The 11695-nt window shown below is 32.5% G+C and carries 10 protein-coding genes; 4 read left to right on the plus strand and 6 right to left on the minus strand.

Going from position 1 to position 11695, the window contains the following annotated elements; translation table 11 throughout:
• Positions 1–240 precede the first annotated feature (240 nt).
• Positions 241–1314: a serine hydrolase domain-containing protein gene (locus ACNQGN_RS00105; protein ID WP_417985836.1), complete on the minus strand. Its 1074-nt coding sequence runs from the start codon at positions 1312–1314 to the stop codon at positions 241–243.
• Positions 1315–1924: 610 nt separating this feature from the next.
• Here ACNQGN_RS00105 and ACNQGN_RS00110 point away from each other — a divergent pair.
• Positions 1925–4306, plus strand: coding sequence for a hybrid sensor histidine kinase/response regulator (locus tag ACNQGN_RS00110; protein ID WP_417985837.1), 2382 nt, complete (start codon positions 1925–1927; stop codon positions 4304–4306).
• On the opposite strand, the gene ACNQGN_RS00115 is transcribed toward ACNQGN_RS00110, so the two are convergent.
• The 3 genes from ACNQGN_RS00115 to ACNQGN_RS00125 all read right to left on the minus strand — a co-directional run bounded on the left by ACNQGN_RS00115 (position 4303) and on the right by ACNQGN_RS00125 (position 6964).
• On the minus strand, positions 4303–5067 hold the full coding sequence (locus tag ACNQGN_RS00115; RefSeq protein WP_417985838.1) for an NYN domain-containing protein: 765 nt from the start codon (positions 5065–5067) through the stop codon (positions 4303–4305). The two genes, ACNQGN_RS00110 and ACNQGN_RS00115, sit on opposite strands and share 4 nt — an antisense overlap.
• A 63-nt stretch (positions 5068–5130) precedes the next feature.
• On the minus strand, positions 5131–5691 hold the full coding sequence (locus tag ACNQGN_RS00120) for a GDYXXLXY domain-containing protein (protein ID WP_417985839.1): 561 nt from the start codon (positions 5689–5691) through the stop codon (positions 5131–5133).
• Positions 5681–6964, minus strand: coding sequence for a DUF2157 domain-containing protein (locus ACNQGN_RS00125; protein ID WP_417985840.1), 1284 nt, complete (start codon positions 6962–6964; stop codon positions 5681–5683). The genes ACNQGN_RS00120 and ACNQGN_RS00125 overlap by 11 nt, the downstream gene beginning before the upstream one ends.
• A 246-nt stretch (positions 6965–7210) precedes the next feature.
• Here ACNQGN_RS00125 and ACNQGN_RS00130 point away from each other — a divergent pair, with 246 nt between their 5' ends.
• Both ACNQGN_RS00130 and ACNQGN_RS00135 read left to right on the plus strand, forming a co-directional pair.
• Positions 7211–8473 carry a cysteate-C-fatty acyltransferase gene (locus ACNQGN_RS00130; RefSeq protein ID WP_417985841.1) on the plus strand — a complete coding sequence of 421 codons (1263 nt, stop codon included), beginning with the start codon at positions 7211–7213 and terminating at the stop codon, positions 8471–8473.
• Between the two features lie 113 nt (positions 8474–8586).
• Positions 8587–9060: a hypothetical protein gene (locus ACNQGN_RS00135; RefSeq protein ID WP_417985842.1), complete on the plus strand. Its 474-nt coding sequence runs from the start codon at positions 8587–8589 to the stop codon at positions 9058–9060.
• 94 nt (positions 9061–9154) lie between these two features.
• Here ACNQGN_RS00135 and ACNQGN_RS00140 read toward each other — a convergent pair whose 3' ends face one another.
• Positions 9155–10273 carry a GTP cyclohydrolase gene (locus ACNQGN_RS00140; RefSeq protein ID WP_417985843.1) on the minus strand — a complete coding sequence of 373 codons (1119 nt, stop codon included), beginning with the start codon at positions 10271–10273 and terminating at the stop codon, positions 9155–9157.
• A gap of 7 nt (positions 10274–10280) precedes the next feature.
• Positions 10281–11246 (minus strand): transporter, encoded by a 966-nt coding sequence (locus tag ACNQGN_RS00145; protein ID WP_417985844.1) that lies wholly within the window; start codon positions 11244–11246, stop codon positions 10281–10283.
• Positions 11247–11370: 124 nt separating this feature from the next.
• Here ACNQGN_RS00145 and ACNQGN_RS00150 point away from each other — a divergent pair, with 124 nt between their 5' ends.
• Positions 11371–11652, plus strand: a complete 282-nt coding sequence (locus ACNQGN_RS00150) for a DUF4834 family protein (protein ID WP_417985845.1) — start codon at positions 11371–11373, stop codon at positions 11650–11652.
• Positions 11653–11695: the final 43 nt, after the last annotated feature.

Consider the following 11695-nt stretch of genomic DNA (forward strand, 5'->3'; position numbering starts at 1 on the left):
GTTGTTGTTATAAAAATAAATTATATCTTTGAGTGTGATTCTGATTAATTACTTGAGTATGTCGATCTTGCAACAAGATATGATAATTCAATAGTCAGCTATACAGTAAAGTATAAGTTAGATAATGGTAAATCAGAATCAACAATTGGAGGACTCTAAAGGTCCTCCTTTTTTGTGTGCGCTGAATACTATATTTCGAGCAGCTTTTTTTTGCTTTTATTTAGATGTTGGCAGCAGTTGTTATTTTTTCTCCGTTATATATAAATTAGCTATATCTTCTATAAAATTTTCTGGATGTGAACCTACTAAATTGGTTAAAATCACTACTGAAACATTATCTTTTGGATAAATGTATAAGGCATTTCTGTTACCGCCTAACGAAGCAATTACAGGGTTTTTAATTCTTGACGTTGTAGAAAAACCAATCGAACTTCTGTTCAGAAAATCGTTTGTTTCATATGTTTTTCCATTATTTAATACTATTGGAGTCCAGAGTGTTTTAAGATTTTCTGCATTAATTAATTTATTACTTTGTAATGCTATTACCCATTGTGCCATTTCAGTTGCAGTTGAATATATCCCTGCTGCTGGATACAAATTTGAAGGTATTGGTTGATAAACATTGGTTAGGATACCATTTCTAAAATAAGAATAAGGCCTTGCGGAGTGATTAATTATATTGTAAAAATCTCCCATTCCTGCTTTAATGGAGTTCTTCATTCCCGCTTTTTTAAACTCGTTTTCTATAATATATTTTTCAAATGATTGTCCACTTATTTTTTCAATAATCATTCCAAGCAGCAGGTAATTAGCTTGGTTGTCTCTTAATTCTTCCCCAGGTGTAAAAACTAGAGGTAACTTTTTCATTTTTTGGAATAAAGTTTCACTATTTTCAGACAACATATTTCCCTCTGAATCCCAAATATTCGGAATTCCCGATTTATGAGTTACTACTTGTTTTACGGTAATATTTTGCCAAGTATTGGGCAGTCTATCCAAATACTTTGAAATAGGTTCTTCAAGATTTAATTTGCCATTTTCTACTAATTGCATAATTGCAACTCCTGTAAATGCTTTAACAATAGAATTAATGCTGAAAACAGTTTGGCTATCAACTGCAATTGAATCTTCAATATTAGCTAATCCGTAATGACTTGTTTTAACAATCACATTATCTTTAATTATTGCTAATTGCAAGCCAATAATTCTATTTTTTTGCATCAGTTCTTTTATTGCAACATCGACTTTGTCAACTTGTGAATAAGTAAAATTACAAACTGCAAAAAAGGCAAGTAAAAACATTATTTTTTTCATATTTTATTTGGTTTATTTTATGATTTTTTTGGATACAATGACTATCAACAAAATGGCTCCAAGTGTTTCAATTATAGCTGGTTTAGGCATAAATTAGCTTTTCCTCTAAGCGAATATAAGGAATATTTTTACTACAATTAATTAACTATTTCAAATTACTACAGGTATATATTACTTCTATTTGGCTCCAAATTTTCTCCCAACAGTTAAATAGCACTGCCCATCAAGAACTACTCCGGATTCAAGCAGTGAAATCCGCAAATAGAATATAGTAGAATCGGATTTAGCAAAATTCTTTGATAAAGTCAAGCATCAAAAATTAAGTGTTAGAAAAGGGGAAAAGCGATTATTACGACTTATTGTCAAAATTCTGAAGATAGATATTCTGAGAGCGGAGCGCATAAACACAACGGGCAAAAAAACGGAAAGCTTTTGTCTAAGGGTGAAAGTTATTTCAGTTACTAAGAATATAAAAGATTTTGTGTCTTTCATGCTATTATTTGAAATGATTTGTTTTATTTCACCAAATAGAAAAACAAGGTTTAAAAGGATGAAAACTAAAAAGCTCTTTTTTACGTAAATGTTTTTGCCTAATTGTAATTTATTAAACATGAGTAAAAAAAAATGCAAGCTGTTTTCTATTGTTTTTAAATTATTGTTTTTCATGTTGTTTTTTACAAAAACCTATTCACAATATGTGTTTAGGAGTAATTCTATTCCTCAAGAATTTTCTTTACACAATTACACCACAATTGCAGATGTTGGCCAAAAAGAATTAGATATACAATATGTTACAGCTAATTACAATGTATTAAATTTTAAAAAACTTCAAACTGAAAATGATGACTTAGGCTTCACTCAAAACCATTTTTGGACAAAAACAGAGTTTGAAAATACTACTGATTTAACCTTAAATTACTATTTAGAAACTGCTCGTCCAATAACAGATTTGGTAGAGTTATATATTATAGATGGGGTTTCCCGGAGAATTGTCAAAAAGGTAAGTGGTGATACTATGCCTTATTCCCAACGTAGTTTTGATAATCGGAAAACTATTTTCAAAATAGAAATTGCACCACAATCCACTCTACAGTTATTTTTGCACCTAAAAAGCGATGGTGAAGTGATAAAAATTCCTGTGATGCTCTATTCATCTGAAAGCTTTATACAGATGGTTTCAAATGAGCAATTATTTTTTGGGATATTTTATGGTATTTTGTTGATTGCAGCAATTATCTATTTTTTCTTCTTTTTTGCTTTGAACGAAAAGATATTTCTGTACTATAGTTTGTATGTTTTATTTGTCGGTTTGTTGCAATTTGCTTTAGATGGTTTTTTCTACAAGTTTGTCACACCATTTGCAGGATGGTTTTCTAACCATGCCGTGCTTTTTATAGCAATAATTGCCGTTTTTTTATCGGGCAAATACAGCGAATTGTATTTAAAAATCAAAACGAATAGTAAGAGAATTTATGTGCTATTCAAGGTAGCGTACGGGTTATTGTTCTTTTTATTGTTCTGTGTGATTTTTATTCCTTCAATCCTGTTGTTTTCCTATGTTTTAGTTAACGTGCTGACGCTGGTTTTCTTGATCTTAATTGTTTATTCAATAATCTATCTTTACTATAAAAGAAAACCGGTGGATTCTTTTTTTACCGCGGGTATTTTATTTTTGATTATTGGTTTTGGAATATTTATTTTATATAATTTCGGGTTGTTTCCTATTAACTTTTTTACTCAAAACAGTTCGAAATTAGGAACGGGTTTAGAAGTTATTTTTCTTTCTCTGTCAATGTCTAATTTGATAAGAAATTTGAAAAATGAAAAAAACGAACTCAATCGGATCGCTCTGGTTCGATCGGAAGAAATGAATGATTTAAAATCGTATTTTTTGTCGAATATTAGTCATGAACTTCGTACGCCACTGAATGCTATTATGAATTTAATTGATTCTATTTCTAATGAAGTTCAAGATGATAAAATTAGAAAAAATTGCCAAATCATAAAATACTCCTCTCATAGTTTACTGAGTTCTGTAAATGATATTTTAGATTTTTCTAAAATTGAAAAAGGGGAATTGAGGCTGGAAAATAATCAATTTGATCCGGTCCAGGTTTTGGAACATTTAAAGAATAACGCAATCAATATTGCTAAAGACAAAGGATTGGAATTTCAATTTTCAAAATCAGATGCGATCCCTGATTTCTTAATTGGAGATATGACCCGATTGGTTCAGATTGTGAACAACGTGTTGAATAATGCCATAAAATTTACGGCTAGTGGTTTTGTGAAATTCACAATTAGTAATGTGCTGAAACCTAACAATAGAACCAGCTTAATTTTAACTGTTTCGGATTCTGGCGTTGGGATTTCCAAAGATAAAATGAATAGTATTTTTGACTCTTTTTCTCAAAATAATATTGATAATAAGCGAAAATTCGGAGGACTTGGATTAGGGCTTTATATAGTAAAGACTTTGGTTGATATGCAAAACGGAACTATCAAAATGGACAGTAAAATCAATGAAGGCACAACTTGCGTAATTACAATTGATTTTGATATATCGACAGAACAGAAAAAGGTCGAGACTCTTGCTAAAACTATCATTAACGATTTGGAAGGGAAGTCTATTTTAGTAGTTGAAGATAATCCTATTAACCAAATGGTGGTAAAAATGATCATCAAGAAATGGCTGAATACGAGGGCTGTTTATGTCGATAATGGACAGGAAGCATTGGAAGCCTTTAAAACAAATCATTTTGATATTGTATTAATGGATCTTCAAATGCCAGTCATGGATGGTTATGAAGCTACAATCGCAATTAGAAATGGCGAAGCTGGAGCAGATAATAGTAATATTCCCATTATTGCAGTAACTGCCGACGTGATGGAAACTACAAAACTGCGTGTTAAAGAAATAGGAATGAATGATTATTTGTCTAAACCAATCAAGAAAGAAGCTTTATATGAGGCTGTTAAAAAATTAGTTTAACTAAAACGCAGTCGTACGTATACGTGTTTGATTCCTTTTTTGTCGGAGTCTCTTTCATCAATTTCTAGAATATCAGTAAGCGATTTTAACATTGGAGTTAATTTAGCAAAGCCATAATTTCTTGGATCGAATTCAGGTTTTTTCTTTACAATCAGGTTTCCTACATCTCCTAGAAAAGCCCATCCACTATCGTCAGCGATATCTTCGATGGTTGACTCTATTAATTCTATGGTGTGTAAATCGACTTTATTTAAGCTTTTGGGCGTTGCTTTTTTAGTGTCGGCAGCAGTTCTTTTTGGTAATTTCTTTTTAATGGCGCCATCTAAAACTTCAATATAAATAAATCTATCACAGGCAACAATAAAAGAATTAGGGGTTTTTTGTTCGCCAATTCCGATGACTTTCATTCCGGATTCTCTCAATCGAATTGCTAAACGGGTAAAATCAGAATCACTGGATACAATACAAAATCCATCTACTTTATCCGAGTACAATAGATCCATTGCGTCAATAATCATCGCGGAATCGGAAGAGTTTTTTCCAACTGTATAGCTGTATTGTTGAATAGGTGTAATGGCGTGTTCTAACAAAACACTTTTCCAGCCTCCTGCATTTGGTTTGGTCCAATCGGCATAAATACGTTTGGTAGTTGGTGTGCCAAATTTGGCTATTTCTTCCATCATTCCCTTTACATTACTGTAGGGAACATTGTCAGCATCAATTAGAACGGCCAATTTTAATTCTTTTGTATCTTGTGACATTTTAGTAATAGTGTTGATTTTCGTATTTAAAGGTACAGATTATTCTTTTGTTTTGTGTTTTTTTTATTTTTTGGAAGCCAAATCCTTAATCGAAACTTCATTGATGCGTATGTCTTTTAGTACTGATTCTCCATTTTTTACGGCAACCACTGCGTACGTTTCATTTTTCTTTTTCATTGAAAATTCCTGATAAATTTTTTCGGCTTTTGGCGCACTTTTTTCATTCATGTAGAATCGATTAAAAGGGAAATCAATTGCTATTTTATCATTATTTAAAGCAAAGCCAATTTTCAATTTAAGATACGATTCGCTGTTTTTTGGTTTTGATTTAGAAATGGAAGTTATTTTAGCAAATCCATTTTTGCTCGTAATAATGGTTGCGAAAACTGTTTCTCCTGGTGTCCATTTAGTAGCATTTTTTACCGTGATTTCTCTTTCTTTAAAGAATAGCGTAATGTATTTTCCTCTGAAAGGATCATAAGGATCTATGGGAGCTGTTTGGAATTTAAATTCCTTTCCGGTTCTTATGATATCTTCCTGACTGAATATCATTTGTAAAGGGACAAATAATTGTGCTAAAACAACCAGAATAAATACCAGGAATAAGGTTTTCTTATTTTTCATTTCTATTTCTTTTTTTAAGAATAAAATAATTAGCTAAGAAGAATCCTAACCCTATTGTGATAAATAAAATACCCCGAAGTATAAAACTTAAATCAGTATCAAAAAAACGACACGTAACAAGAACGGTAATTAACAGCAAGCCGAAATTTAATATTCCTAAATGATTTAGTTTACTTCCGCGTTTAATCTCGGCGATACCAATTAATAATACTAAGAGGTTTGCAACTATAGAAAAATCATATCCATTAATAAAAGGAAGAATATTTGTTACGAAAACGAGTTCCAAAATGGAAATATCTTTGAAGAATGTTTTGTTGTTTTTTTTATAAAACAATACAGCAGCAAGCAATGTTAACACTAAAGCAACGATGAATTCTGTAGAAAGAAAAATTGCTGATAAAGAAGCTGTTTTGTAAATGGGTTTGTCCCAAAACCATTTGAAACTGTAGACCAACAGCAGGTATAATATTCCTAATTTTCCAAGGATCAGGAAACTATTGTTCTTTAATTTCTGTTTGTCGAAAAATGACGTTTGACCAATGAAATAAAAAATGCTAAATAAACTCATGTAGCTCAAATATATTAAATTCCTGTTTTCGTTGGCAATAGTTCCTAAACAAATCACAATTGATAAAGATACAAACCAGTTATGAAATAGTGTGAAATTGCTTTGCGCTTTGGTTTTTAGAAGTTTATAATAATGTGGAGCAATTCCTAAAAGCAGTATCCAATAGTAAAAAGAATCCGTTTTTGGATATGTGAAGTAATTGGTATTACTGCCGTAATATGTAATTCCTAAAATGAATAGCAGCGAAGCTATAGAGGATTTAAGCAGATAAACCAGAGGTAAGCCCAATAACATCCATGTAAGTAGGAACGAATCGATATCTCCGGGGATATTATAAACCTGAGCAATTAATGAAATGCTTGCGCCAATGGCGAAAAATAAAAAAACAGAAGATGTTTCTCTCCAAGGGGTACTTTCTGGTTTTTTTAAAAGGGAATAACCACATAAAAGTTGACCAATTATCAGAGGAAGAAACGACAGAATTGTTTTTGTTATTTGGGAAAGATTGTCCCAATTGTGTGCGAAAACGAGAATAATACCAAGTCCGACAAGGATCGCTCCCAAAATTCCAAAAACAGAAGAAATTTTGTTCTGTTCTTCTTCCTTTTTTTGCCGGAAGTAGTGCCTGATTTTTTCGGCAGTTTCTTCTGTAACTACATTGGCTTTGAGTAGTTCTTGAAGTTCGTTTGTAATTTTGTCAGACATAAACTATATTTTCTATAATTCAAATATACAATGTTTATCAGAGTAATCGTTTTTTTAGCCCTGTACGAAACGGCGTCTTTTTGTGGCAAAGAAAAATAGGCAGAAAGGAAATAGTGTGAAGCAGAAAATAGCTTCTACTATCCATTAGTAGAAACCCTTAAAAATAAATTTACTTTCAATACCATTATAAAATTTAAATAATTATTTTTGCAACTTCTTAAAATTAAAATTATTACTTGATATATTATGGTAAAGGATTTATTCGAAAGGATTCAAAACAATAAAGGGCCATTAGGAAAATGGGCTTCACAAGCGGAAGGTTATTTTGTTTTTCCTAAATTAGAAGGGGAATTGGGTCCAAGAATGCAGTTTGCTGGAAAGGAAGTTTTGAACTGGAGCTTGAATGACTATTTAGGTCTTGCAAATCACCCGGAAGTTCGTAAAGCAGATACTGATGCGGCGGCACAATATGGTGCGGCTTACCCAATGGGTGCCCGTATGTTGAGTGGGCACACTAAATATCATGAGCAATTAGAGAATGAGCTGGCTGCTTTTGTAATGAAAGAATCGGCTTATTTATTGAATTTTGGGTACCAGGGAATGGTGTCAATTATTGACGCTTTGGTTACTAAAAATGATGTAATTGTGTATGATGTAGATGCTCATGCTTGTATTATTGACGGGGTTCGTTTACATATGGGAAAGCGTTTCACCTATAAGCATAATGATTTGGAGAGCATGGAGAAAAATCTTCAGCGTGCTACAAAATTGGCTGCAGAAAATGGTGGGGGTATTCTTTTTATTACTGAAGGTGTTTTTGGAATGCGTGGGCAACAAGGAAAATTGAAAGAGATTGTTGCTATGAAACAAAAATACAATTTCCGTTTGCTTGTAGATGACGCGCATGGTTTTGGAACTCTTGGAGCAACAGGAGCAGGAGCAGGTGAGGAACAAGGAGTTCAGGATGATATTGATGTTTATTTCTCAACTTTTGCAAAATCTATGGCTAATATTGGTGCTTTTGTGGCGGCTGATGCAGCAATAATTGATTATCTAAAATACAATTTGCGTTCGCAAATGTTTGCGAAAGCATTACCGATGATTCAAACAATTGGATCATTGAAACGATTGGAATTGTTGAGAAATTCAACAGAATTAAAAGATAAACTTTGGGTGATCGTTAATGCTTTACAGAGTGGTTTGCGTTCTAGAAATTTTAATATTGGTGATACTAATACTTGTGTTACACCAGTTTATCTGGAAGGAAGTGTACCAGAAGCGATGGTTATGGTAAATGATTTGAGAGAGAATTACGGAATTTTCTTGTCGATCGTGATTTATCCGGTGATTCCAAAAGGAATTATTTTATTAAGAATGACACCTACAGCTTCGCATACTTTAGCTGATATTGATGAAACGCTAACTGCTTTTGAGGCTATTCGTGAAAAATTAGAAAACGGAACCTATAAAGAAATTGCATCACGAACTAAAGTTGATTTGGACGCTTAGTTCAGTGAAGAAGTTTTATATGAAAAACCATTAGTCTTGACTTGACTGATGGTTTTTTTTTTGGAATGAATTTAGCTATGAATTAGTACATTTATAAAACTAAAATTGAATTTATGAAAAAAGTAATTTTATTAGGAATCGTTTTTATGAGTATTCTAGTTTCTTGTAAAAAAGAAAAAGAAAAGGAAGACGCTATGGATCCATCAGAAAAAATAGTTGTTGAACAACCTGCAGCCAAGGAATGCTACAATGCAATTATAAAAAAGGATACTATTTCAATGGTTTTGAATATAAAAGGAGATCAATTGACTTCTGGGAAATTGAGTTATAATTTCTATGAAAAGGACAAAAGCGAAGGTGAATTGGTGGGAGAATTAAAAGGAGATACACTTTTTGCGGAATATACATTCATGTCCGAAGGTGTTTCCTCAGTTCGTCAAGTTGCTTTCTTGAAAAAAGGGGATGCGTATGTTGAGGGTTTTGGAGATGTTGTTGACGATAATAAAGGGAAAGTAACTTTTAAAGATAGGAAACAATTAAAATTTGAAGGAAATATCGTTTTGTCAAAAGTGGATTGTAAATTGTAATCTGCGTTTAAAAAATAAAATCACTTAAAACTGAAAAATCCATAAACTGCGAGTTTATGGATTTTTTTAGTTTTGATATTATACTATTTTATTTCTACAGATTCTTTATAAAAGTACATCTGCGTTTGTGAACTACGGGGTCGAAATGCTTCCACAAATTGTGAACGGCAATATTATCTGCTAGTTCAGGAGTTCTGAAGCAATTGATAATTCCCTTTTTTCTGAAAGTTTCGTAATATTCTTTAAAAATGATTGCCGTAACTGCTTTGTTTTGATATTCCGGTAGAACACCAATAAGATAAAAAATGACATCTTTGCTCTGTTTTCTTGCTTTGAGTAAATGCAAAAATCCGAAAGGGAATAATTTTCCTTTTGATTTTTGCAAGGCTTCCGAAAAAGAAGGCATTACAATACTAAAAGCAACAATATTATGCTCTTTATCTTCCACAAATTTGATGAATTCAGGATTGATGAAGCTGATGTATTTTTTCTTAAAATATTCTTTTTGTGTGTCTGAAACAGCTACAAAAGAAGATAAGGAAGCATAGGATTTATTGAATAAATCAAACATTTTATCGACATGAGGCATCACTTCCTTGGTGGTTGTGAAATTAAGCGGGCTTAATTGATATCTTCTTTTTACCAAATCATTGGCCTTTTCGAAAAATTCTGGTTTTACATTTGCAAATGGAAATTTGCTTTCAATGTATTCCTTCTCTTTAACATATCCCAATTGCTCAAAATGACAGGCATAATACGGATGATTGTACCATGTGATCATTGTTCCCATCTGGTCAAACCCTTCGGTAAGAACACCTACTTTATCTAAATTTGAAAATCCCATTGGGCCTTCAACGTGTTCTAAATTGTTCTTTCTACCTAATTCATATACTTTTTCAAGTAATGCTTTTGTCACTTCAACGTCATCAATGACATCAAACCAGCCAAAACGAACTTTCTTTTTTTTCTGATCATTCACTTCGCTCCAATTTATTATGGCTGCAATTCGCCCCACAATTTCATTGTTTTTGTAGGCGATATAAAAATAGGCCTCGGCATTCTCGAACGAAGGATTTTTAGTTTTATCAAAGGTTTCCAGTTCATCTGCGATGATTGGTGGGACCCAGTTTTTATTGTTTTTGTATAAGGAAAAAGGAAATTTTATATAATCCGTTAATTCCCTTTTTGTTGTCGCTTCTTTTATTGTAATCATTTGTTGTTTATGGTGTAGTTTCTATTTGGTCTTTACGCTTTTTGGCTTTTGATCTTGCTTTTTTTTCGGCCTTAGTGCCGGAATTGTCACCACTGTCAATACTCATTCGCACTTCTTGGTAATTGGCGTCATAGCGCCAAGAAAAACCAACCCCACCATACAATATAGATGGAGTGTCTTTAAGGCTTGTGCTTATGGATGCGTCAATTTGCATGTCTTTGTTCAATAGATAAGCCGCACCTCCCCGAACAATTGCATCGCTGTAGAAATCGCTTTTGAATCCCTGGTTTTCTATAAATCCAGACCATTTGTCATTGAATCCTCTTGTTAAGGTCAGAACATAGCCATAACTTGGAAAATCGGTAGTGACGTAATCTGCTATGATATTAGTTACAAAAACCCAACTTCCGTCACCTAAGTGGTTTTGGGTAATCAACATGACTTTTGGTGATATGTTGGATTCTGGGGAAAAAGAATACGGATTGTCGGCCATGGTAAAATTAGCTCCCGCAAATACAGAAACCGCTGGGATTAATTGATGCCAATTGAATTTGCGATTGGCTTTCCAACTGAATACATTGATCTTTTTTTCATAATTCTTGAAAGGATCATAAATCAAATATTTTGCTCCTAAAACGGTTTGCTTTAATGCTGATCTATTGGAACTGTTGAATAGCGTGGTAAATTCTTCGTTTTGGTATTGTAAATCGGCTATCAATTCCAATTTTTCCATGAGTAATCCCCATCTTAATGTGACGTCCAGACCAAAGCCATTGGCGTCATAATTCAATAAGCTATGATTTTCTTTTATCCCATAAATACCTGCTTCTACTTGAATAACAGATTTCCCAACCGCAAAAGCTGACATTGTTTCGCCAGGTCTGTTGGAATTGATTTGATCTGTATGCTGGCCATAATGCATGTATGGAATCATAAAAATGGCAGAGATAAGTATGGTTTTAATTTTAAACATATTAATTTTTTTGGGTTAAAAAATAATAACGCTTTTCAAATGTACTATATTTTATTATTTATTTAAGAATGATATTTTAGTTTTGAATGTTGGATTTGTTAATTTTGCAAAAAATATTTTGATTATGCAAACAGCTTCATTTACTGGTTTTATAAAAGCACTTTTTTATATGATTGCTTTCTATTACATTTTTAGATTTTTGGCAAAGTTATTCTTGCCATTATTGGTTAAAAAAGTAGTGGAGAAAGCGGGACAGAATTTTCAGCAACAGCAGCAAAACGCACAGGATAATTCTTGGAAGCAAACGCAAAGTAAAGACGAAGTTGTTTACAATACAGCGAATGCCAAAAATCCTCGTGAAACCAAAAAAGTAGGGGATTACGTTGATTACGAAGAAATAGATTAAATTTGCCGTAAAACGAAGACCTCATACTTTAAACCAAACTTTC

Origin of the sequence: Flavobacterium rhamnosi (assembly GCF_048286515.1) — a bacterium.
Taxonomy (GTDB): domain Bacteria; phylum Bacteroidota; class Bacteroidia; order Flavobacteriales; family Flavobacteriaceae; genus Flavobacterium.

Excerpts from the sequence above, each read along its gene's own strand:
- ACNQGN_RS00105 (WP_417985836.1), bottom strand. The coding sequence starts at position 1,314 with ATGAAAAAAATAATGTTTTTACTTGCCTTTTTTGCAGTTTGTAATTTT.
- ACNQGN_RS00110 (WP_417985837.1), top strand. The coding sequence starts at position 1,925 with ATGAGTAAAAAAAAATGCAAGCTGTTTTCTATTGTTTTTAAATTATTG.
- ACNQGN_RS00115 (WP_417985838.1), bottom strand. The coding sequence starts at position 5,067 with ATGTCACAAGATACAAAAGAATTAAAATTGGCCGTTCTAATTGATGCT.
- ACNQGN_RS00120 (WP_417985839.1), bottom strand. The coding sequence starts at position 5,691 with ATGAAAAATAAGAAAACCTTATTCCTGGTATTTATTCTGGTTGTTTTA.
- ACNQGN_RS00125 (WP_417985840.1), bottom strand. The coding sequence starts at position 6,964 with ATGTCTGACAAAATTACAAACGAACTTCAAGAACTACTCAAAGCCAAT.
- ACNQGN_RS00130 (WP_417985841.1), top strand. The coding sequence starts at position 7,211 with ATGGTAAAGGATTTATTCGAAAGGATTCAAAACAATAAAGGGCCATTA.
- ACNQGN_RS00135 (WP_417985842.1), top strand. The coding sequence starts at position 8,587 with ATGAAAAAAGTAATTTTATTAGGAATCGTTTTTATGAGTATTCTAGTT.
- ACNQGN_RS00140 (WP_417985843.1), bottom strand. The coding sequence starts at position 10,273 with ATGATTACAATAAAAGAAGCGACAACAAAAAGGGAATTAACGGATTAT.
- ACNQGN_RS00145 (WP_417985844.1), bottom strand. The coding sequence starts at position 11,246 with ATGTTTAAAATTAAAACCATACTTATCTCTGCCATTTTTATGATTCCA.
- ACNQGN_RS00150 (WP_417985845.1), top strand. The coding sequence starts at position 11,371 with ATGCAAACAGCTTCATTTACTGGTTTTATAAAAGCACTTTTTTATATG.